The following is a 21,638-nucleotide window of genomic DNA, read 5'->3' as shown; positions in this document are numbered from 1 at the left end:
GGACAGTGACACACCAGGCCCGGCGAGACCGCGCCGACGGGGCCGTCGCGCGGAGCGATCTAGCGCACGTGGCGCCGCGCGGCGTCCACGGTGTCCTCGGGCGTGCTGTTGAAGGCGATCGCTGCGCCCGGGGCGTGTCGCCGGATCAGGTTGACGACCCGCTCGAAGAAGCCGAGCAGCGGCTCGTGCTTGCGGATGCCGCCGCCGACGACCACGCAGGCGTACTCCGTGCGGGTCAGCGCCGCCACGATGGTCTGCTCGCCGTCCGCGTCGGCCGCCGTCAGGCACAGGTCCGCCTCGATCCCGTGCTTCGCGAACCGGGCGTGGCCGCGTGCCATCGCGGCCAGGACCGGCTCCGGGTCCCAGTCCGGGAAGCGGGTGGGGTCGAGACCGATGACGAGCACCGGGCCGTGTGCCATGCGTCCTCCTCCGGCCGAGGGGTCCGGCGTCACCCGGATCCTGCCCTCATCACACACCGTCGAGCGGCGCCCGACCAGCCCGACCGACCCGACCAGCCCGTCCGGCGGCGGTGGCGGGCAGGCCGGCCATCCAGCGGTCCAGGGCCGCCGGGTCGCGGAACAGCAGCACCGGCGGCCCGGCCGGGTCGGCGTGCCAGGCACGCATCCGTCGCCGGGCACGGCCGAACGCGGCGACGTGCCACACCAGGACCGAGTCGCGGGACACCACGCTGCGCAGCGACTCCCGGTTGCCGTTGCAGATCTCCTCCCCGCTGACCAGGCGGCGGGCGGTGCGTCGCAGCAGCCGCCAGAAGGAGAGCCAGCGAGGGTAGTCCAGGCCGACGACCAGGTCGGCGCGGGCCAGCACGACGTCCCGCCAGCCGTGGTACGCCCCGTCGAGGATCCAGCGGTCGCGCCGGCAGACCGCCTCGATCCGCCGGCGCTGCTCGTCGACCGGCACCTCGACCCAGCCGGGCTGCCACAGCAGGTCGTCCACCGGGCACCACGGCAGGTCGAGGCGTTCGGCCAGCCGCTGCGCCAGTGTCGACTTGCCGGCGCCGTAGACCCCGTAGACGAGGATGCGAGCCGGTGTCGTCACCGCCGCAGCCTACGTCGTCGTCACCGTCCCGCGTCGGCGGCGAACGGACCGCCGGGGCCGAACGCCAGCGCGGCGAAGCGCTCGCCGATGCGGCGGTCCGCGACCGGGTCGGGGTGCAGCTCGTCGGGCAGCGGCAGCTCGGCGAAGTCCGCCTCGCCGTAGAGGTCCAGCCCGTCCAGGTAGTGCAGGTGCGGGTCCTCGGTGGCCCGGGTCGCGACGATCCGGGCCAGTTCGGCGCGGATGACCCGCAGGGTGAGCTTGCCGGCGGCCTGTTCGGCCGGGTCACCGGTGGCGCGGAACCGCAACGTGCCGGTGCTGAGATCGGCGGCGCCCGGGCCGGGGGTGTCCTCCTGGATCGGGCAGAGGATGGACGACACGACGAGCAGCGGGGTGTCCGGGTGCCCGTCGCGCAGCGTGTCGAGGAAGCCGTGCACCGCCGGGGTGAACGCGCGCAACCGCATCACGTCGCTGTTCACCAGGTTGATGCCGATCTTCACGCTGATCAGGTCCGCCGGGGTGTCCCGCATGGCCCGGGCGGTGAACGGGTCGAGCAGCGCGCTGCCGCTGAACCCGAGGTTGATCAGCTCCACCCCGGCCAGGCCGGCGGCGATGGCCGGCCAGGTGCCGGTCGGGCTCTCCGCGTCCGAGCCGTGGCTGATCGAGCTGCCGTGGTGCAGCCACACCCGCCGGCCCCGGCCGCCGACGGTCTCCACCGGCGCGTCGGTGCGCAGCGCCACCAACTCGGTGATCTCGCGTTGCGGCAGCCAGATCTCGACGTCCTTGTCGGTGGCGGGCAGGTCGGTGAAGCGGACGGTGCCGACCGGACCGGGCTCGGTGGTCGCCGTACCGGTGGTCAGGTCGATGGTGAGCACCTTGCCGCCGTCGGCGGTGGCCTGCCCGGTCAGACGCCCGTCGACCAGCAGGTCGTAGCGGCCGTCGGGCCGTGGCGGGGTGCCCCGGTAGACCATCTTGGTGGGAAGCACGTCCAGCTCCACGGCGGTGGCGCGGCTGCGGAACACCAGCCGTACGCCGGAGGGCATCGCCTCGGCCATCGCCACCTGAGGGTCGGTGTTGCGGGCCCGGGCCGGCGCGGGCAGCCGGTGCGGCAGCACGCCGTGCGCGGTGCGTTCCAGGTCGAGCGCCCCGCGCAGCAGGTCGGTGGTGATGGGCGTGGTGATCCAGGGGTGGGCGGACGTCATGATCAGATCCTGCCCCGTTCCGGGCCCCGCGGCCACCTGATTCGTCCGACAGGCCCGACTCGTGCCACCGGCGGCGACCGCCTCAGTCGGCCAGCACCAGCTCGACGTAGCGCTCCGCCATGGTGGCGAGGACCCGGTCCGGGTCGGTCGCCCACACCTCGGCGTTGAATATCTCCACCTCGGTGTCGCCGGTGTACCCGGCGGCCTCCACGGCCCGCCGCAGCGGTGGGAAGTCGATGTGCCCGTCGCCCATCATGCCCCGTCCGAGCAGCACGTCGGCCGGCAGCGGGGTGAGGAAGTCGCACACCTGGAAGCTCGCGATGCGGTGCCCGGCGCGGGCGATCTGCCGCCACACGTCCGGGTCCCACCAGACGTGGAACGTGTCCACCACGACGCCGACCTGCTCGACGGGGAACGCCTCGGCCAGGTCGAGCGCCTGCCCGAGCGTGGACAGCACCGCCCGGTCGGCGCAGTACATCGGGTGCAGCGGCTCCAACGCGAGGCGTACCCCGCGCTCGCCCGCGTAGGGGGCCAGCTCGACCAGGGCGTCAGCGACCCGCTGCCGGGCGCCGGACAGGTCGCGGGAGCCCGGCGGCAGGCCGCCGACGACCAGGACCAGGCAGTCGGTGCCGAGCCCGGCCGCCTCGTCGATGGCCCGTCGGTTGTCGGCCAACGCCTCGCCCCGGGCGGCATCGCCGTCGGCGGTGAGGAAACCACCCCGGCACAGCGACGACACCCGCAACCCGGCGTCGGCGACGAGCGTCGCGGCGGCCGGTACGCCGATCTCGGCGACCGGCTCGCGCCACAGCCCGATGGCCGGGATGCCGGCGCGGGCGCAGCCGTCGACCGCCTCCCGCACCGACCAGCGTCGCGTGGTGCGCTGGTTGAGCGACAGCTTCGCCAGCCGCGGGTCGGCGGTCATCCGGCCACGCCCGCGACGTCGAGGTACGCGCGCATCCGCCGCGCGGCCAGCTCCGGGTCGAGCAGCAGCCCGGCGCTGTCGGCCAGCCGGAACGCCTCGACCAGGTGCGGGACGCCGCGCCCGCCGTGCAGGCCGCCGACCATGGTGAAGCCGGGTTGCAGGCCGTTCAGCCAGGACAGGAACGCGATGCCGGTCTTGTAGTAGCGGGTGGGCGGGGCGAACACGTGCCGGGACAGCGGCACGGTCGGGTCGAGGATCGCCCGGAAACCGGCCGGGTCCCCGGCGTCGAGCCGGCGCAGCGCGGCCGACGCGGCCGGGGCGATCGCCGCGAACGCGCCGAGCAGCGCGTGGCTGGACCGGCGGCCGTCGCCCTCGATCAGCTCCGGGTAGTGGTAGTCGTCGCCGGTGTAGACCCGCACCGTGGGCGGCAGCAGCTCGCGCAGCCGCACCTCCCGGTCGGCGTCCAGCAGCGACACCTTCACCCCGTCGACGACGTCGGCGTGGGCGTGCACCAGCGCGACGAATGTCTTGGTGGCCTCGTCCAGGTCGGTCGAGCCCCAGTAGCCGGCCAGGGCCGGGTCGAACATGTCGCCGAGCCAGTGCAGCACCACCGGCGCGCCGGCCTCGCGCAGCACCCGCTCGTAGACGCGCACGTAGTCGTCCGGACCGGTGGCGAGCGCGGCGAGCTGGCGGCTGGCCATCACCACCGCGACCGCGCCGCACTCCTGCACGTACCCGACCTGTTCGGCGTACGCGGCGACGACCTCGTCGAGCGTGTCGGGCACGCCGGGCAGCTGGTCGGTGGCGGCCCCGGCGACGATCCGTCCGCCGCACGCGGCGGCCTCGGCGGCGCTGCGCCGGATCAGCTCGCGGGTGGCCGCCCAGTCCAGCCCCATCCCGCGCTGCGCGGTGTCCATCGCCTCGGCCACGCCGAGCCCCCACGACCACAGGTCGCGCCGTACGGCGAGGGTGGCGTCCCAGTCCAGTCGCGCGGGTGCGTCCGGTGCGTTGTCGGCGTACGGATCGGCGACCACGTGCGCCGCCGCGTACGCGATCCGGCTGGCCGGCGGTCCGTCCGGCCGCTGCCAGCCGGCCGGTTCCCGCAGCGTGCGCGACTCGGTGCCGCCGCCGGGCAGCGGGAGGGTGATCCGCGCGGTCACCGGGCGATCTCCTCGACGGTGATCCGCCGGCCCTCCCGGGCGGAGCGCAGGCCGGCCTCGGCGAGCTGCACCCCGCGGGCGCCGGCCATGAAGTCCCACGGGAACGGCTCGTCGTCGACGACGTGCCGCAGGAACGACTCCCACTGCACCTTGAACCCGTTGTCGTAGTCGGCGTTGTCCGGCACGGCCTGCCACTGCGCGCGGAACGGTTCGGTGACCGGCAGGTCCGGGTTCCACACCGGCATCGGGGTGGCGCCGCGGTGCTGGATGCGGCACTCGCGCAGCCCGGCCACCGCGCTGCCGTGCGTGCCGTCGACCTGGAACTCGACCAGCTCGTCCCGGTACACCCGGACCGCCCACGAGGAGTTGATCTGCGCGACGATGCCGCCGGCCAGTTCGAAGATCGCGTACGCGGCGTCGTCGGCGGTGGCCCGGTAGGTGACCCCGTTCTCGTCCACCCGCTCGGGCACGTGCGTGGCGGTGACGGCGGTGACGGCGGTGACCGGGCCGAAGATCTGCTCCAGCACGTAGTGCCAGTGCGGGAACATGTCGACGGTGATGCCGCCGCCGTCCTCGGCGCGGTAGTTCCAGCTGGGTCGCTGCGCGTCCTGCCAGTCGCCCTCGAACACCCAGTAGCCGAACTCCCCGCGCACGGACAGGATCCGGCCGAAGAACCCGCCGTCGACCAGCCGCTTGAGCTTGCGCAGCCCGGGCAGGAACAGCTTGTCCTGCACCACGCCGTTCTTCACGCCCCTCGCCGCGGCGAGCCGGGCCAGCTCCAGCGAAGCGGTCAGCCCCTCCGCGAGCGGCTTCTCGGTGTAGACGTGCCTGCCGGCCTCGATCGCCGCCCGGATCGCCTTCTCCCGCTGGGCGGTCACCTGCGCGTCGAAGTAGATCCGGTGGGCGTCGTCGGCGAGCGCCGCGTCCAGGTCGGTGGTGTACGAGTCCAGCCCGTGCCGGGCGGCGATCTCGGCGAGCCGGGCCTCGTTGCGGCCCACCAGGGTCAGCTCCGGCCAGATGCGGCTGCCGTCGCGGGCGGGCAGGCCGCCCTGCTCGCGGATGGCGAGCAGGGATCGGACGAGGTGCTGTCGGTAGCCCATCCGTCCGGTCACGCCGTTGAGGATGATCCCGATAGACGTGCGCTCCACGTGGGTGTCCTTCCGGGGTGGTCGGTCACGCTCCTGAATGCGCTTTCAGTAAGCGCTTTCAGGATGTTACGGTAGCCACGCCCCGACAGCCGGGTCAAGACGTTCCGTAGGGGGATATCGATGCAGCCACGGACGCACGTGACCCTGGAAGACGTGGCCAGAGCCGCCGACGTCTCGCTGGCCACGGCCTCCCGGGCGCTCAACGGCATGCGCGTCACCCCGCAGTTGCGCGACCGCGTCCTGGCCGCCGCCGCGCAGCTCGCCTACACCCCGAACGCGCACGCCCGGGCGCTGGCCGGCGCCTCCCACCGCACCGTCGGCGTCATCTGCCACGACGTCACCGACCCCTACTTCGCCGCCGTCGCCGGCGGCGTCATGCGCGTCGCCGGCGCCAACGACCTGCTGGTCATGCTGGCCAGCACGTTCCGCGACCCGGAGCGGGAGATCGCCTACGTGTCGATGCTGCGCGCCGAGCGCGCCCCGGCCATCCTGCTCATCGGCTCCGGCTTCGAGGACACCCGCTGGGAGCGGGCCATGGAGGCCGAGCTGAAGCCCTACCTCGACGGCGGGGGCCGGGTCGCGGTGGTCAGCCGGCACCGCAGCCTCAAGGTCGACAGCGTGCTCCCGGAGAACCGGGCCGGCGCCGCCGCCATGGCCCGCACACTGCTGGGGCTTGGCCACCGCCGCTTCGCCGTGCTCTCCGGCCCGCGCGCGCTCACCACCGTCATCGACCGCCTCGGCGGCTTCCGCGACGAGCTGACCGCCGCCGGGGTGAGGCTCGACCCGGCCGCCGTGGTCGAGGGGCCGTTCACCCGCGACGGCGGCTACCAGGCGATGACCGAGCTGCTCACCCGCGGACTGGACGCCACCTGCGTGTTCGCGTTGACCGACGTGATGGCCATCGGCGCGTACGCGGCACTGCGCGACCACGGCCTGTCCGTGCCCGGCGACGTGTCCGTCGCCGGCTTCGACGACATCCCGGTCGTCCGCGACCTGACCCCGCCGCTGACCACCGTGGCGCTGCCGCTGCAACAACTGGGCGAGAAGGCGATGGAGATGGCGCTCACCGAGAACACCGGCCGCCGCCGGCGGATCGTGCGCATGAACGGCGAGGTGGTCGTGCGAGCCAGTACCGCCAAGCTCGGTGCGTGACCCCCGGTGCCGGCCAACCCGTGGATGAGCGGCCCGGTAGGGTGCCGCCATGATCGAGGACACGTCGTGCCGGTGACGAACCCGTGGCTGGCCGGGCCGACACCCACCGGGAAGCTGGACCGGGACCGGCTCGAGGAACGCATCCTCAACCTGCTGTCGTCGCAGAACATGTGCGTGCTCGCCACCACCGGTCCGGACGGGCCGCTGGCCACCCCGGTGCGCTACTACCCGCTCGACTTCGCGCTGATGTTCACCGCCGCGCCGCGCTCACCGAAGATGCGCAACATCGCCGCCGACCCGCGTGTGTCCGTCGCCGTCTTCGCGCCCCTGGTCGGGCTGGCCAGCAGCCGCGGCGCGCAGGTCTTCGGCACCGCCCGGGTGCTCACCCCCGACCACCCCGACCACGCGCACCACTGGTCGGCGTTCCGCTGGCAGAACGAGCACGTCGAGCGCGGCCGCCCCCTGTCCGAGCCGCCCGAGGAGACGCTCGTCGTCGTCGAGGCGGACCGGATCGTCTACACCGAGCACTGGCTGCGCCGCGACGGCTACGCCCCGCGCCAGCACTGGCGCCGCTGACCCGCCTGCGCGCCCCGCCGTCCCGCACTCACGGCCTGGTCAGCAGTCGCTGGGTGGCCCGGGCCGGGTGGCCGTTCATCGTCTCCACCGCGACCTCCCGGCCGGCGACCAGGGTGAAATCAGCCAGCAGATCGTCCCACCAGTCCACGGTGTGGTGTCGACACACCGCCCCGTCACCGGTCTCGAAGATTCCGTAGGTGCCGTACTTTCCGGCGAACCGCTCATACCGGGCAAGGTTGCGGAGGTCGTCCTGGAGACACAGGTCGCTGAGGTACAGCCGTCCACCGGGCCGCAGCACCCGGTGCAGCTCCCGCACCAGGGCCCGCTGCGCGGCGTCGTCGGGCAGGCAGGTCAAGACGGCGAACAGCAGCACCACGTCGACACCGCCGTCAGGAACATCCAGATGGGGCGGACGGTCCAGGACCGTGAACCGCGTGCCCGGATGCCGCTCCCGGGCGCGGGCGACGAGGCGGGGAGCGACGTCCACCCCCTCCACGTTCTCGAAGCCCCACTCCGCGAGCAGCCCTGCCAGCCGGCCGTACCCACACCCGTAGTCGAGGACGCGGGCCCGCCGGTCGACGCCGTCCAGCCACGCGGGATCGACCGGGTGTCCGAAGGTCTTCGACGTCCCGGTCGAGTTCCAGTACCGCGACTGGTTGCCGAGATCCGTCACGACGCCTCGGAGCGCACGGTGCGCAGGAGGTTGCCGGCCAGGCGCAACTCACCGGACTCGACCCGGGCCAGCACGTCGATCGGCGCGACAGTGGTCCCCGTCCAGGTCGGCTCGGGAAACGCCGCGCGCAGGGTGTCGGCGGCCAGGCCGAAGTCCTGGCCGGCCTCCGGCGACACCGCCAGCACGAACACGGCGCCGCCCGGCGCGGTCAGGCGTGGCAGCAGCGCCAGGTAGTCGCCGACGGCCGCGCCGCGGCGGTCCAGCGTGTGCAGCAGCCCGGAGTCGAACACCGAGTCGTACGGCGTGTCCGGCACCGGGATCCGGGTGGCGTCGCACACCTCGAAGCGCACCGGCAGACCCGCCTCGGCGGCCTTGGCCCGGGCCAGGTCGATCGCCACCGGGGAGAGGTCGACACCGGTCACGTCGAGGCCCCGCCGGGCCAACGCCAGAGCCAGCTCACCGGTGCCGCAGCCGACGTCGAGCACGCGGGGGCCGCGTACCCCGGTGTCAAGGACCGCGGCGAGCGCCGGCTGCGGGCCGCCGATCTCCCAGGGCGGGCGCTGGGTGTCGCGGTAGAGACGGTCGTAGTGGACCTCGTCCGGCTCGTCGGTCATCGCGTACCCCCTCGGTCGGTGCGTGACCCACCCGAGCGTGCCACGTCCGGCGGCGGCCGGGGGCCCCACCACGCGCGACGCCGGGGCCGGCGGTGGGCCGGCCCCGGCGTCGCCGGGCGTGCGTCAGTAGGTCAGCCGGCGCAGGTAGCGGTAGCCGACGGCGGCGGTCTGCTGCGGGGTCACGTCCGGGGTGTCGTTCTCCACGATGTACTCCAGCACCTGGTGCCGGCGGAAGATGCGGGCGAAGTCGATCATCCCGGTACCCAGGTCGGCCATGTCGCCGGTGGCCGGGTCGCGGTCCTTCACGTGGTACTGCAGGACCCGCTGCGGCGCGCAGCGGATCACGTCGAGCGCGAAGCCCTCCGGGTCCTCGAGGCCCTCACCGGAGTTGATGCCGCCGGTCACCGCCCAGTAGAGGTCGATCTCCAGGTGGACCAGGCGCGGGTCGAGTTCCTCGGTCAGCACGTCCCACGGGCGTCGGCCGTTGCCGAAGTCGATGGTGAACTCGTGGGCGTGGTTGTGGTAGCCGTAGCGCAGGCCGGCCTTGCGCGCCGCGGCGGCCTCGACGTTCATCTGCTCCGCCCACCGCTTCCAGTCGTCCTCCTTGTCGGAGTTCAGGTACGGCACCACCATGAAGCGCTGGCCCAGCGTGCGGGCGTTGGCGATCTTCTGTTCCAGCCCGGCCGCGTCGGCGGCGATGCCGTCGTGGCTGGAGCTGGCCTTGATGCCGATGCCGTCGAGGAACCGGCGCAGCTGCCCGGCGGTGCGGCCGAAGTAGCCCAGCGCCAGCTCCACCCGGGGGTAGCCGATCCGGGCCAGGTGGGCCAGCGTCGCGTCGTAGCCGGGTGAGCCGTTGAGCGCGTCGCGGACCGTCCAGAGCTGGATGCTGATCAGCTCCTTCGGCACGTGCCGCCGCCCGTGGTGGTGCCCGCCGGCCTGGGCGGCGGTCGCGCCGAGCCCGGAGGCCAGCCCGACACCGGCCAGCGCCGCCAGCGAGCCGCGCAGCAGGTTGCGTCGGTCCAGGGACTGCCGCAGCGCGGCCTCCCCGTCGAATCCGTAGCACATGGCTTTCTCCTTTTCGCGGTTCCTACGCGGAGGGGACCAGGACGACCTGGTCGGTGCCGGTCAGCGGAGGCAGGCCGTCGCTGCCGGCGTCGGTGTAGCTGGCGACGAAGACGCCGGTGAGGTTGTCGGTCTCCGGGTCGTGTCCCTCCGGGACGGTGGTGGTGATCGAGCCGGTGCACCCGCTGGCCGTGGTCTGCGGGTGGCCGTGGCTGTCGTGGCCGAGGATGTAGGTGACGGTGACCCGGGCGCAGTCCACCGGCTGGTCGTCGGTCACCCGCACCTGGAAGGTGACGGTGTCGCCGAAGGCGAACGGCTGGCCCTCGACCGGATCGACCAGCTCGACCACCGGCGGGGCGTTGCCGACCACGACCTGCACCTCGGTCGACGCGGAGCGGCCCACCTGGTCGGTGACCGTCAGCGTCGCCCGGTAGAGGCCGTTCTCCCGGTAGGTGAACGTCGGGTTCGGCGCGCGCGAGTCGACCCGGTCGTCGTCGTCGAGGTACCACTCGTAGCGCAGCCGGTCGCCGTCGGCGTCGGTGGTGCCCGCGCTGGAGAAGGTGACGGTCAGCGGGGTGACCCCGGCGGTGGGGGTGGCGGACGCCGCCGGCACCGGCGTGTGGTTGCCGGTGAAGCCGATGTGGTCGATCCGGGCGAGCTGCGCGTCCGGGTTCTCGCTGAAGTAACCGTCGCCGTACTCCAGCACGTAGAGCGCGCCGTCCGGGCCGAACTCCAGGTCCATCGGGTTGTCGAAGACGACCGAGGGCAGCACCGGCTCGATCCCGGTCACCGCGCCCCGCTTGTCCTGCCGGAAGGCCTTGACGTAGTCGCGGGTCCACTCGTGGAACAGCGGCAGCCCGTCGTAGTACGACGGCCAGGCCACCGCGGTGCGGCCCCGGGTGGCGCGGCGGTCGAAGTCGTACGCCGGGCCGGCCATCGGGCCGATGCCCCCGTCGCCGAGTTCGGGGAACTGTGGTGAGTCGCCGTACGTGTACGCCACCTGCGGCTGCTGCACCGGGGGCAGCTTGCGCAGCCCGGTGTTGTGCGGCGAGTCGTTGACCGGCGCGGCGCAGTCGAACGGCGCCCCGGACGTTCCGGTGGCGAAGTCGTGGTCGACGTAGGGCAGTTCCGCGGTGGCGCAGTAGGGCCAGCCGAAGTTGCCGGCCCGACGGGTGGCGAGCCACTTGCCGTGCCCGGCCGGTCCGCGCGTCGGGTCGGCCTCGCGGGCGTCGGGGGAGTAGTCGGCCACGTACAGCTCACCGGTGTTCCGGTTCACCTCGATGCGGAACGGGTTGCGCACGCCCATCAGGTAGATCTCCGGACGGGTGCCCGGGGCGCCCCGGCGGAACAGGTTGCCGTCCGGGATCGAGTACGACCCGTCGGCGCCGACCCTGATCCGCAGGATCTTGCCGCGCAGGTCGTTGGTGTTGGCCGCGGTGCGCTGCGCGTCGTACGCCGGGTTGCGGCCCGGTCGTTCGTCGATCGGCGCGTAGCCGCCGGACTCGAACGGGTTGGTGTCGTCGCCGGTGGACAGGTAGAGGTTGCCCCTGGCGTCGAAGACGATGTCGCCGCCGACGTGGCAGCAGATGCCCCGGTCGACCGGCACGTCCAGGATCCTCTGCTCGGTGCGCAGGTCGAGGGTGTCCTTCACCAGCCGGAACCGGGACAGGCGCAGCACGCCCCGGAACGGCGCGAAGTCCGCCTCGGTGCCCCAGGCCGGGGCGTCGCCCTCGTTGACGTCGGGAGTGGCCGGGTCGTCGACCGGGGTGTCCATCGGCGGCGAGTAGTAGAGGTAGACCCAGTTGTTGCCGCCCCGGCCGAAGTTCGGGTCGACGGCGACGTTCTGCAGGCCCTCCTCGTCGTGCCGGTAGACGTCGAGCGTGGCGGCGACCGTGTTGCGGCCGGTGGCGGGGTTGTGCAGCCAGACCTCGCCGGCGCGGGTCACGTGCAGCACCCGGCGGTCGGGCAGCACCGCCAGGTCCATCGGTTCGCCGGGATGGTCGTTGAGGGTCACCTTCTGGAAGGCGCTGTCCGGTGGTGGCGCGGCGGTGCCGGGGGCGGCGGTGGCGACGGTGGGGGTGGCGACGAGGGCCGTGACGGTGAGCGTGGCCACGGCGAGTGCGAGTCGTCCAGTCAACTGCCTCTCCTTGCTCGGGACGGGTCGGGCAGGTCGTGGGATGTGGCCGACGCTACAAAAGGCATGTCTATATGTCTATAGCTTTCGGTGCTTCTATCGGAACTTTCGTCCGCATCGGAGGAAAGTGGGGGAGTGTGGCATCCTCGGGGCCGTGGCCTTCTACGACGTCGCCCTCGTCCTGCTCGTCGACCGGGCCGGCGCGGTGCTGATGCAGCACCGCGACGGGAACACCACCGTGTCGCCGCACCAGTGGAGCCTGCCCGGCGGGAGCATCGAGCCGGGGGAGACGCCGGAACAGGCCGCCCGTCGGGAGCTACGCGAGGAGACCGGCCTGACCGCCGGCGAGTTGCACCTGCTGTGGAGCGGCCCCCGCCCCTACGAGGAGGGCTTCGGGCACGACGTCACCGTGTACGTCTTCCGCGGTGTCACCGACGCGCGGCAGGAGGACGTGGTGCTCGGCGAGGGGCAGGCGATGGTCTTCGTGCCCCGGGACCAGGTGCTCGACCGCCCGCTGGCGATCAGCACCGCGAAGGTCCTGCCGCTGCACCTTGCGGACGCCTAGCCCCCGTTCAGCGCCCCGGCCAACGCGCGGACGAACTGGGGGAGCATCTCACCGTCCGGCAGGTGATCGGGGTTGATCTCGGTGACCGACAACCCGACGAACCGCGGGCTCGCCACCAGCTCCGCCAACGTCGCCGCCGCCTCGGCCAGGCTGAGCCCGAACGGCTCGGGCACGTCGGCCAGTGGCGCGTCGACGAACCGCAGCACGTCCACGTCGAAGTGCACCACGAACCCGTCCGCCGCGCCCTCCGCCACCACCCGGGCCCGGCGTGCCGCCGCCCCCGGGTCGGCGTGCACCTCCTCGGCCGGCACGTAGGCCAGCCCCAGCTCCGCCACGAGCTCCCGCTCGTGGTCTCCCCGGGGCAGGGAGTCCCCGTAGACCACCACCCGCTCCGGCGACAGCAGCGGCACACTCGGCCCGACCGCCGCCACCTCCGGCAGCGTCCCCGGCAGCCCGAGCAGGTGCGCCAGGCCGGTGGCGTCCAGGTTCCCGTTCGGCCGGGTCAGCGGCGTGTAGAGATCCGGCCCGCCGTCCACGTAGACCAGCGCCGGCGACAGGCCGGCCCGCGCGCACCCCGCCACCAGGCCGATCGTCACGGTGCAGTCGCCGCCGAGCACCAGCGGCGTCCGCCCCCGGCCCACCGCCGCCGCGACGCCCGCGGCCACCTCCGCGGCGACGCCGGCCACCGCGCCCGCGTTCTGACCCCGGGGGTACGCCGGATCCGGCCGCCACCGGAAGCCGTCCGTGTCGCCGGCGTCCTCCACGTCGACGGCCGTGCCCAGCAGGTCGAGCAGGCCGGCGGCGCGCAGGGCGGCCGGGGCGCGCTCGACACCGGGGGTGTGCGCGCCGGCGCTCGACGGCGCGCCGACGACCGTCCATCGGCGGGTTCCCATCCGCTCACCCTAACCGCGTCCACAGTCGACGTCCGCCCGTCCGGCGCCTGCCCCGGCCGGGCAGCTCCGCGACCGTGCGCCCGGTGCCGAACCGGCGCCGCCGCCGGGCAGCCCCGCGAGGGCTCGCCCCGCGCCGGGCGGGGTACGGCCCACCGCCCCCTGTCGAGCTGATATCGGTAACGACTCACCTGCCGTCGCGGCGCAGAACCAGCAGGTCCAGCGCGTCGATCACCGGTCCGACCTCGACCCGGGCGGCCTCGCGGAGACGCGCCGTCCCGGCGGCGTACTCGTCGTCGGTGATCAGCTGAAGCGGGGTGTGCGCCTCCCGCCGCAGGCCGGCGGCCGCCTCCCGCAGCGACGGCGCGGTGACCTGCGGAACCGGCTCGACCGCGACGGTGGCGAACCCGGCGGCGGCGAAGGCGGCTTCCACGTCGGCGATGCCGGGGTAGGAGTCGAGCACGCGGATCGCCTCCGGGAAGAAGCGGAACAGGGTGATCGCCTCGTGCCGCCCGGCGAATGCGGACCGGATCAGCACGGGTTCGCCGGGCCGCAGCACCCGGCGCAGCTCGCGCGCCGCGGCGGCCAGGTCGGGCACGTGGTGGATGACGGTGGACAGCCACACGCCGTCGAGGCTCCGGTCGGCCAGCGGGATGTTCCGGGCGTCGCCCGCGACGAGTGGGGCGAACGCGCAGCGGGCGCGCATCGCCGCCGACGGCTCGACGGCGACGACCTCGACGCCGGGGAACCAGGTGGTGAAGGCGCGGGCCCAGCTGCCGGTGCCGGCGCCCAGGTCGAGCACCCGCATGCCGGGACGCGGGTCGAGGTGGCGGGTGACGGCCGCGCGCCAGGCGGTGAGGCCGTCGTCGGGGAGGTGACGGGTCGCGGCGAACGCCTCGGCGTCCGCGTCGTGGTACGCGATGCGGGCCATGCCGTCGAGCCAACTACGCGATCGTCCGGCGGGGCAAGCACTGTGGCGCACCACGCACGGTGTGGTGGTCAGGTGCTCGCGGCCCCTCACCGACCGTGCCGGGGTTGTATTCTGCCGCGTCGTAGGGTCTGCTCACCGAGGCCCCGGGGGTAGCGGGTGAGGTATCAGATCCACTTCGAGGGCGAGCTGCCGGCGGATGCCCTCCGCCGGTTCCTGCACCAGGAGTACGGCGTCGCGTCGGAGGCCGTCTACGTCGGGCGGATCGAGGACCGGGCCGTGGACGATCCGCGCCCGGTGGCAATGCTGACGCCACCCGACGAGGACGAGGGCTTCGGCTGGATCCTGACCGGTGACACCGCACTCGCCGACGCCACCGGCCAGGGCGAGCGGGACCTCGCCGTCACCCTGGCCCGGACCTTCGGCGTACGGGCGCTCGTCGACGACGGCAGCATCCATCCCGACCGGTGGCTGCTGGTCAGCACCGACGGCAGCAGCGGCCGGGTGCTGACCGACGAGGATGCCGCCGCCGACGGGGACCTGCGGATCGTGCACGCGCTGGAGCCGATCAGCGGGGAGCCGCAGCTCGCGGTCGTACCGCCGCCGGAATGGACCCGGGACTGGTGATCCGGCCGGCCGCCGTTCCGGCGGCGGGGACGGTGGGCGGTGACCGGTGCACCGGTCACCGTGCGAGCGTTCCGCCGTCGCCGACCGGGAAGAACCGTCGCCGGGCCGGGCTCAGGCGGGAAACGGCCCCGCCCGCAGCAGCGCGCCCGGGAGCTGCTTACCGAGTCTGCGTTCCAGCCAGGAGGCGGTCGAGGTGATTGTCCCCAGGTCAAGACCGGTGGACCGCCCCATCCGGTCGAACAGGTAGACGAGATCCTCGGTGGCGACGTTTCCGGTCGCCGCCGGCGCGAACGGGCAACCGCCTGCTCCGCCGATGCTGGCGTCGAGGGTGGTGACGCCCGCCCGGACCGCCGCGACCGCGTTGGCCACGCCGGTGTGCCGGGTGTCGTGCAGGTGCAACCGCAGTGGCGTCCGCGATTCCGTGACCTCCCGGGCGAGCGCCAACCGGTCGGTGACGTCGGACGGTACGGCCACCCCGATGGTGTCGGCGAGAGCCAGCTCGTCGGGGCCGGTGTCCCGCACCCGCGCGAGCACCTCCCGCAACCGGGACAGCGGAACCTCGCCCTCGAACGGGCATCCGAACGCCGCGCCGACGGTCACCGTCGTGAACACCCCCGCCGCGCCGGCCGTCCGCACCAGCTCGGCCGCCGTGTCGCACGCCTGCGCCGTGGTCATGCCCTGGTTGCGGCCGCAGAAGGTGTCCGTGGCCACGACGACGACGTTGATCTCGTCGACGCCCGCGACCAGGGCCCGGTCCAGGCCGCGGCGATTCATGACCAGGCCCGCGTACCGGACGGCGTCGTGGCGGGGGAGCGCGGCCATCAGCTCGTCCGCGTCCGCCATCTGAGGGACCCGGGCGGGGTTGACGAAGCTGGTCACCTCGACCCGTCGGGCGCCCGCCCGTACCGCCCGGTCGACGAGCTCGATCTTGTCGTCGGTGGTGAGGACCGTCGCCTCGTTCTGCAGGCCGTCGCGGGGCGACACCTCCACGATGTCGATGCCGGCTGTCATCGGTCCTCCGACAGGTAGGCGACGGCGTCGGCCTCGCTGATCACCTCGGCGTACTTGGCCTGCAGGTCGGTCAGGCTCGCCTCGTGCGGGCCGGCGGCGCGGTCCGCGACCGCCTCCCGGACCACCAGCGGGACGAAGCCGTGCTGTATCGCGTCCACCGCGGTGGCGCGTACGCAGCCGCTCGTGCTGACGCCGACCAGCACGACGGTGTCGACGTGCGCCGCGCGCAGGGTGGACGCCAGGGACGTGCCGAAGAAGGCGCTGGCGTACTGCTTGACCAGGACCAGTTCGTCGTCGGCGGGGCAGACCTGCGGCATCGGTTGCCCCATCGCGCCACCGCCGTCGAAGAGCTGCCGGAGGGCGGGGACCTTCCGGACGAACAGACCTCCGTCGACACCGCCGGGCCCGTAGGCGACGCGGGTGTGCAGCACGGGGATCCGGTGGCCGCGGGCCGCGGCGACGACCCGGCCGGCCGACCGCAGGCAGTCGGTGGACGGCAGGCACAGCGGGCTGGCCGGGTCGAAGTAGGCCCGCATCAGGTCGATGACGAGCACGGCGGGACGGGCGCCGGGCGGGAGCGCACCCCCGAATCCGTCCTCGCCGGCGGCCGGCGCGGGGCTCATCGGGCGACGGGCGGCCGGGGAGCGGGAAGGCCCGTCTCCTCCAGGCACCGGTCCAGGACCGTCCCGATCGGCGGCCCCATGTCGAACGTGGGCAGGGGGTCGGGGCGTCCGCGGCGCAGCTCGGCCCGTACCTCCTCGGTGGCCGCGACGTCGACGGCGCCGGCCTCGTCGCAGACCACGCCGTAGCGACGGGCGCCCGCGGGGGTGACCAGGCCCCGGCGGACCTCGAGGCCGACCAGTTCCGGGTCGCGGGCGAGCGGGTCGCCCCAGCCGCCGCCGCCCCAGGTGACGAAGTGCAGCACGTCGCCCGGGGCCACGGGCACGTCGTGCACCTTGCTGCCCAGGATCTCGGTGCGGCCGTCGGCGCGTTCGAGCCACTTGCGGCCACGGGCGCCCGGCTCGCCGCCGTTGACGCCCCACGGGTACGTCAGCCAGCGGTCGTCGTGGATCGCGATCGTGCCGGCCTCCAGGAACCGGTAGGCCACGTCGACGCCGTTGCCGCCGCGGTGCAGTCCGGCGCCGCCGGTGTCCGCGACGGTCTCCCAGCGTTCGACGCGCAGCGGGTAGTAGGACTCCAGGTACTCGCACGGGATGTTGACGAACGACGGCCACAGCGAGTGGCCGTCCGGGCCGTCGCCCACGGGCCGGCCCGGGATGCCGCCGAACCCGATGGAGTAGAGCTGGAACCATTCGCCCTTGCGCTCTCCGGGCCCGTAGGTGCCCGAGTACATGAAGTGCGGTGACGACGAGAATCCGGCGGCGTTGAGCAGCCCTGGGTTGGTCTGGCCGAGCAGGCCGCCGAACAGGTCGAAGACGCGCCCGATGCCGTGGTTGCGCGCGTTGAGGGCGGCGGGGTACGCGGGCTTCCAGAACGAGTCGTCGGGGATCGTGACGTCGACCAGCGGGTAGAAGCCGTCGTTCCAGAGGATCTGCGGGTCGGCGACGGTGATCATGTAGATGCCGAAGAACATCCGGACGAGGTTCTCGTTGATGTAGTAGTTGATCGGTCCCTGCGCCTGCGGGCTGCTGCCGGTGAAGTCCAGCAGCACCTTCTCGCCGGTGCGGGTCAGGCTGAGCTTGAGTTCGTAGGGCCCGTAGCCGAGCCCGTCGTCGCAGATGTAGTCGGTGAACGAGAGCGTCTCGCCCTCGGCGAACACCGTCTCGAGCAGCACCTTCATGGCCCGGTAGTTGCGGTCGAGGAGCTGGTCGAGCGCGGAGTCGTAGGTGTCGACCCCGAACCGGGCGCACATCTCCTGGACCCGACGGGAGGCGGTCCGGCAGGCCGCGACGATCCCGTTGAGGTCCGCGCGGTTCCAGTCGGGCTTGCGCACCTGGTTGAGGATGATCCGCAGGGCGTCCTCGGCGAGCACACCCCTGCGGTACAGCTTGAAGGGCGGGATGACCACGCCCTCCTCGAAGATGGTGCGGGCGTCGGTCGGCATCGACGCCGGGGTCTTGCCGCCGACGTCGGACATGTGCCCGAACATCGCCGCCCAGCCCACGATCCGTCCCTCGAAGAAGATGGGCAGCACCACGAGCCAGTCGTTGGCGTGGCTGATCGCGGCCCCGCAGGAGTACGGGTCCGACGTCAGCAGGACGTCACCCTCCTCGATGTCACCGTCGAAGTTCTCCAGGAAGTCGGGGATGGACAGCCCGAACTGTCCCACCATCATCTTTCCGTCCCGGTTGGCGATCAGCGGGAACTCGTCGTGCTGCTCCCGGATTCCCGGCGACAGCGCGGTCCGGAAGAGCACCTCGTCCATCTCGTAGCGGGCGTTGCGCAGTCCGTTCTCGATCAGGTCGAGGGTGACCAGGTCGACGTCCACGGAGCGAAGTGGTCCGGTAGCGGTCTCGATGAGGCGTGCCATGGTCAGCTCTCCGTGGGGGTGTCGACGGGACGGATGAGGAGGCTGCCACTGGGGTGCACGGTGGCCGTGTGACCGGGCAGCACGAGGGTCGTGGAGTCCATCTCGGTGATGATCGCCGGGCCCGGTACGGCATCGCCCGCGCGCAGCAGGGCCCGGTCGTAGCCGCCGGCCTCGACCTCGGCGCCGTCGACCCAGATCCGGTGGTGGGCCCGCAGCGCGGCGCTCGGGTCACCGTCTCCGGCTTCGAGTTCGGGCGCGGCGACCTGCGGCCGCGGACCGTGCGCGGTGGCCCGGACGGTCACCAGTTCGTGCTCGGCGTCGAGGACGAAGGAGAACAGCCGCTGGTGATCGGCGTCGAACGCCGACCGCAGGGCGGCGAGCCCACCGCCGGCGCCGTCGAAGGCGTCGATGTCGACGGCCACGGGGATCTCGAAGCCCTGCCCGTGGTAGCGCAGGTCGGCGGAGTAGACGACCCGCTGCTCCCCGGTGGGGACGCCCTGCTCGGCGAGGGTGGCGCACGCCTTGCCGGCGAGTTCGTCGAGGACGGCGCGCAGGCTGGCATCGGTGAGTTCGCCGAAGCGGCGCACCAGCGTGCGTACCGACTCGTCGCGCAGGTTGGTCGTCGCGTCGCCGTAGGCGCACAGCACCCCGGGCGACGGCGGGATGATCACCGGCCAGGCTCCGGTCAGCCGGCCCAGGGCGTTGGCGTGCAGCGGACCGGCTCCACCGAAGGCCACCAGCGCGTAGTCGCGCGGGTCGAAGCCCTGCTGCACCGACACCAGCCGCAGCGCGCCGAACATGTTCTCGTTGACGATGTCGACGATGCCCGCGGCGGCGGCCTCCACCGACTCCAGCCCGGTGGCGTCGGCGATCGACTTCACGGCCGCCCGCGCCGCCGCGCGGTCCAGCGTGATCTCGCCCCCGGCCAGGTCGGTGGGCAGGTAGCCGAGCACGACGTTCGCGTCGGTCACCGTCGGCTGGTCGCCGCCCGCCGCGTACGCGGCCGGACCGGGGGCGGCGCCGGCCGACTGCGGGCCCACCCGAAGCGCCTGGGTCAGCGGTGGCACGTGGGCGATGGAGCCGCCTCCGGCGCCCACCGTACGAACGTCGACGGAGGTGGCCCGGACCTTCAGGTCGCCGACGGTGGTCTCCCGACCCACCCGCGGCGACAACCCCTGGACCAGGGCGACGTCGGTGGAGGTGCCGCCCATGTCGAAGGTCAGGAAGTCCCGGTAGCCGGCCTGCTCCGCCACCCAGGTCGCGCCGGTCACCCCGCCGGCGGGGCCGGACAGCAGCAGGTTCACCGGGTTGTCCGCGGCGACGGCCGCGGAGACCAGACCGCCGTCGCTGCGCAGGATGCACAGCCGTCCGGCCACCCCCGACTCGCGCAGCTGCGCCTCGAGGTTCGCCACGTAGCGCGCCACCTGCGGCTGCACGGCGGCGTTCGCGACGGTGGTGATGGTCCGCTCGTACTCGCGCAGCTCCGGCAGCACCGACGACGACAACGACACCGGTACGCCCGGAAGCTCCTCGCCGGCCAGCTCGGCCACCCGGCGCTCGTGCTCCGGGTTGGCGTAGGAGTTGATGAGGCTGACGCTCAACGCCTCGATGCCCTGCGTACGCAGCCGGCGCAGCTTCGCGCGGACGTCCGCCTCGTCCAGGTCGGTCACCACCGTGCCGTCGGCGCCGATCCGGCCGCGCACCTCCACGGTGTCCTCCAGGGCCGCCAACGGCTCCGGCTTCGGCCAGATGATCCAGCCGGCGAGGCCCCCCGGCACGAACGACCGGGCGATCTGGAGCACCTGCCGGAAGCCCTCGGTGGTGACCAGCCCGACCCGCGCGCCCTTGCCCTCGAGGATCGCGTTCGTGGCGACCGTGGTGCCGTGGAACACCTCGGCGATCTCCGACATGGGCACGCCGGCCGCCGCGCAGGCCCGCTCGATGCCCCGCAGCACCCCGACGGACTGGTCCTCGGGGGTGGAGGAGGTCTTGGCCCGGTAGGTGTCTCCCGTCGCCTCGTCGATCAGCAGGATGTCGGTGAACGTTCCCCCCACGTCCACACCGAGCCGGTAGGTCATGGTTCCTCCTCAGATGACGCCGGCGGAACGCAGCGACGCGATCGCGCCGTCGTCGAGTCCCAGCAGGTCGCGGTAGATGTCTTCGGTGTGCTCGCCGAGTTCGGGACCGACGTGCCGGACCCGGCCCGGGCTGTCGGAGAGCTTGGGTACGACGTTGTGCATGGCGAACTCGCCCAGGTCCGGATGGGTCAGCCGGACGATCGCCTCCCGGGCGGCGAAGTGCGGGTCCGCGAACATGTCCCGGGCCCGGAAGATGCGGCCCGCCGGCACGCCGTGCCCGTGCAGCCGTTCGAGCAGCTCGTCGGAGGTGAGCGTGGAGCTCCACTCGGCGATCAGGCCGTCCAGCTGCTCCATCCACCGCCCGCGGGCGCCGTGCGTGGCGTACCTCTCGTCGGTGGCCAGCTCGGCCCGGCCCATAGCCTCGGCGAGGCGGCGGAACACCGTGTCCTGGTTCGCCGCGATCAGCACCATCTCGCCGTCGGCGGTCGGGTAGACGTTGCTCGGGGACACGTTCGGCAGGGTGGTCCCGGTCCGCTCCCGCTGGTAGCCGGCGATCTGGTACTCGGGGATGAGTGACTCCATCATCGCCAGCACGGCCTCGTAGATGGCCGAGTCCACCACCTGGCCCCGACCGGTGCGGCCGCGCTGGTGCAACGCCACCAGGGTGCCCAGGCAGGCGAACGTCGCCGCGAGGGAGTCGCCCAGGGAGACGCCGGCTCGGGCCGGGGGGCGATCCGGGTCGCCCGTCACGTACCGGATCCCGCCCATCGCCTCACCGATCGAGCCGTATCCGGCGCGGGAGGAGTAGGGGCCGGTCTGACCGAAGCCGGTCACCCGGGTGATGACCAGGCCGGGGTTGATCTCCCACAGGCGCTCCGGGGCCAGGCCCCACCGCTCCAGCGTGCCCGGCCGGAAGTTCTCGATCAGTACGTCCGCCCGGGCGACGAGCCGGCGTACCAGGTCCTGTCCCTCGTCGGTCCGCAGGTCCGCGGTCACGGACTTCTTGTTCCGCGCCACCACCGGCCACCAGAGCGACTTCCCGTACGGCTTCTCGCGCCCCCACTGCCGCATGGGGTCGCCCCGGCCCGGGTCCTCCACCTTGATCACCTCGGCGCCGAAGTCGCCCAGGAGCTGGCCGCAGAACGGCCCCGCCAGCAGCTGGCCGAGCTCGATCACCCGGATGTCGTCAAGCGGCAGTGGAGTGCTCATGGACCCCTCAATCAGCGTCTTTTGCATGCAATCAGCCTGCCCTGTGACCGGCGTTACATCGGGCTGTGCGGGAAAAATAGGCTCGTGACGCTTGCGGTGTCAATGGTCCGTGGGCTCATTGCATACAACCTGGCGCGTTGTTA

The 21,638-nt window shown here is 73.1% G+C and carries 21 protein-coding genes; 4 read left to right on the top strand and 17 right to left on the bottom strand.

All coding sequences use genetic code 11. The features are described 5' to 3' along the window. Positions 1–59: 59 nt before the first annotated feature. The 6 genes from GA0070622_RS19075 to GA0070622_RS19050 all read right to left on the bottom strand — a co-directional run bounded on the left by GA0070622_RS19075 (position 60) and on the right by GA0070622_RS19050 (position 5,485). Positions 60–419, bottom strand: a complete 360-nt coding sequence (locus GA0070622_RS19075) for a hypothetical protein (protein WP_091574756.1) — start codon at positions 417–419, stop codon at positions 60–62. Positions 420–468: 49 nt separating this feature from the next. Further along, on the bottom strand, positions 469–1,056 hold the full coding sequence (locus tag GA0070622_RS19070; RefSeq protein WP_245666417.1) for a P-loop NTPase family protein: 588 nt from the start codon (positions 1,054–1,056) through the stop codon (positions 469–471). 20 nt (positions 1,057–1,076) lie between these two features. Further along, complete coding sequence (locus GA0070622_RS19065) at positions 1,077–2,255, bottom strand: SGNH/GDSL hydrolase family protein (RefSeq protein WP_091574753.1); 1,179 nt, start codon at positions 2,253–2,255, stop codon at positions 1,077–1,079. A gap of 82 nt (positions 2,256–2,337) precedes the next feature. After that, positions 2,338–3,177 (bottom strand): sugar phosphate isomerase/epimerase family protein, encoded by an 840-nt coding sequence (locus GA0070622_RS19060; protein ID WP_091574749.1) that lies wholly within the window; start codon positions 3,175–3,177, stop codon positions 2,338–2,340. Beyond that, positions 3,174–4,337 carry a dihydrodipicolinate synthase family protein gene (locus GA0070622_RS19055; protein WP_091574745.1) on the bottom strand — a complete coding sequence of 388 codons (1,164 nt, stop codon included), beginning with the start codon at positions 4,335–4,337 and terminating at the stop codon, positions 3,174–3,176. The genes GA0070622_RS19060 and GA0070622_RS19055 overlap by 4 nt, the downstream gene beginning before the upstream one ends. Then, positions 4,334–5,485, bottom strand: coding sequence for a Gfo/Idh/MocA family protein (locus tag GA0070622_RS19050; RefSeq protein WP_091574741.1), 1,152 nt, complete (start codon positions 5,483–5,485; stop codon positions 4,334–4,336). Before GA0070622_RS19050 ends, GA0070622_RS19055 begins: the two co-directional genes overlap by 4 nt. Before the next feature lie 153 nt (positions 5,486–5,638). Here GA0070622_RS19050 and GA0070622_RS19045 point away from each other — a divergent pair, with 153 nt between their 5' ends. After that, entirely contained in the window at positions 5,639–6,637 is a 999-nt protein-coding gene (locus tag GA0070622_RS19045; protein WP_245666415.1) for a LacI family DNA-binding transcriptional regulator, read from the top strand. Between the two features lie 66 nt (positions 6,638–6,703). Further along, positions 6,704–7,213 (top strand): pyridoxamine 5'-phosphate oxidase family protein, encoded by a 510-nt coding sequence (locus GA0070622_RS19040; protein ID WP_091574736.1) that lies wholly within the window; start codon positions 6,704–6,706, stop codon positions 7,211–7,213. Between the two features lie 28 nt (positions 7,214–7,241). Here the strand turns inward: GA0070622_RS19040 and GA0070622_RS19035 are convergent, their stop codons facing one another. The 4 genes from GA0070622_RS19035 to GA0070622_RS19020 all read right to left on the bottom strand — a co-directional run bounded on the left by GA0070622_RS19035 (position 7,242) and on the right by GA0070622_RS19020 (position 11,699). Continuing rightward, positions 7,242–7,886, bottom strand: coding sequence for a class I SAM-dependent methyltransferase (locus GA0070622_RS19035; protein ID WP_091574734.1), 645 nt, complete (start codon positions 7,884–7,886; stop codon positions 7,242–7,244). Beyond that, complete coding sequence (locus tag GA0070622_RS19030) at positions 7,883–8,500, bottom strand: class I SAM-dependent methyltransferase (protein ID WP_091574731.1); 618 nt, start codon at positions 8,498–8,500, stop codon at positions 7,883–7,885. The genes GA0070622_RS19035 and GA0070622_RS19030 overlap by 4 nt, the downstream gene beginning before the upstream one ends. Positions 8,501–8,623: 123 nt before the next feature. Further along, the gene (locus GA0070622_RS19025) at positions 8,624–9,565 is read right to left on the bottom strand and encodes a sugar phosphate isomerase/epimerase family protein (protein WP_091574728.1); all 942 of its coding nucleotides are present in this window, start codon (positions 9,563–9,565) and stop codon (positions 8,624–8,626) included. Between the two features lie 22 nt (positions 9,566–9,587). Further along, positions 9,588–11,699 (bottom strand): PQQ-dependent sugar dehydrogenase, encoded by a 2,112-nt coding sequence (locus GA0070622_RS19020; RefSeq protein WP_245666413.1) that lies wholly within the window; start codon positions 11,697–11,699, stop codon positions 9,588–9,590. A 151-nt stretch (positions 11,700–11,850) separates the two neighbouring features. Here GA0070622_RS19020 and GA0070622_RS19015 point away from each other — a divergent pair, with 151 nt between their 5' ends. Next, positions 11,851–12,261, top strand: a complete 411-nt coding sequence (locus GA0070622_RS19015) for an NUDIX hydrolase (RefSeq protein ID WP_091574725.1) — start codon at positions 11,851–11,853, stop codon at positions 12,259–12,261. Here the strand turns inward: GA0070622_RS19015 and GA0070622_RS19010 are convergent. Together GA0070622_RS19010 and GA0070622_RS19005 are read right to left on the bottom strand one after the other, a co-directional pair. Then, positions 12,258–13,154 (bottom strand): arginase family protein, encoded by an 897-nt coding sequence (locus tag GA0070622_RS19010; protein ID WP_091574722.1) that lies wholly within the window; start codon positions 13,152–13,154, stop codon positions 12,258–12,260. The two genes, GA0070622_RS19015 and GA0070622_RS19010, sit on opposite strands and share 4 nt — an antisense overlap. A 184-nt stretch (positions 13,155–13,338) precedes the next feature. Then, entirely contained in the window at positions 13,339–14,082 is a 744-nt protein-coding gene (locus GA0070622_RS19005) for a class I SAM-dependent methyltransferase (protein ID WP_091574719.1), read from the bottom strand. Between the two features lie 156 nt (positions 14,083–14,238). Between GA0070622_RS19005 and GA0070622_RS19000 the strand changes: the two genes are divergently transcribed. Beyond that, entirely contained in the window at positions 14,239–14,706 is a 468-nt protein-coding gene (locus tag GA0070622_RS19000) for a hypothetical protein (RefSeq protein WP_091574715.1), read from the top strand. Between the two features lie 111 nt (positions 14,707–14,817). Here GA0070622_RS19000 and GA0070622_RS18995 read toward each other — a convergent pair whose 3' ends face one another. From GA0070622_RS18995 to GA0070622_RS18975, 5 genes are read right to left on the bottom strand one after another with little or no spacing between them, the layout of a single operon-like run. After that, positions 14,818–15,717, bottom strand: coding sequence for a hydroxymethylglutaryl-CoA lyase (locus GA0070622_RS18995; protein ID WP_091574712.1), 900 nt, complete (start codon positions 15,715–15,717; stop codon positions 14,818–14,820). Then, positions 15,714–16,340 (bottom strand): isochorismatase family protein, encoded by a 627-nt coding sequence (locus GA0070622_RS18990; RefSeq protein ID WP_091574709.1) that lies wholly within the window; start codon positions 16,338–16,340, stop codon positions 15,714–15,716. The genes GA0070622_RS18995 and GA0070622_RS18990 overlap by 4 nt, the downstream gene beginning before the upstream one ends. Further along, positions 16,337–18,208: a hydantoinase B/oxoprolinase family protein gene (locus tag GA0070622_RS18985; RefSeq protein ID WP_091574705.1), complete on the bottom strand. Its 1,872-nt coding sequence runs from the start codon at positions 18,206–18,208 to the stop codon at positions 16,337–16,339. Before GA0070622_RS18985 ends, GA0070622_RS18990 begins: the two co-directional genes overlap by 4 nt. 2 nt (positions 18,209–18,210) lie before the next feature. Then, the gene (locus tag GA0070622_RS18980; protein ID WP_091574701.1) at positions 18,211–20,286 is read right to left on the bottom strand and encodes a hydantoinase/oxoprolinase family protein; all 2,076 of its coding nucleotides are present in this window, start codon (positions 20,284–20,286) and stop codon (positions 18,211–18,213) included. A gap of 9 nt (positions 20,287–20,295) precedes the next feature. Then, entirely contained in the window at positions 20,296–21,495 is a 1,200-nt protein-coding gene (locus GA0070622_RS18975) for a CaiB/BaiF CoA transferase family protein (protein ID WP_091574698.1), read from the bottom strand. Positions 21,496–21,638: the final 143 nt, after the last annotated feature.

This window comes from Micromonospora sediminicola (assembly GCF_900089585.1).
Classification (GTDB): Bacteria; Actinomycetota; Actinomycetes; order Mycobacteriales; family Micromonosporaceae; genus Micromonospora; species Micromonospora sediminicola.
Note: the sequence above shows the minus strand (reverse complement) of the source record. Positions and strands in the feature narration are given on the sequence as shown.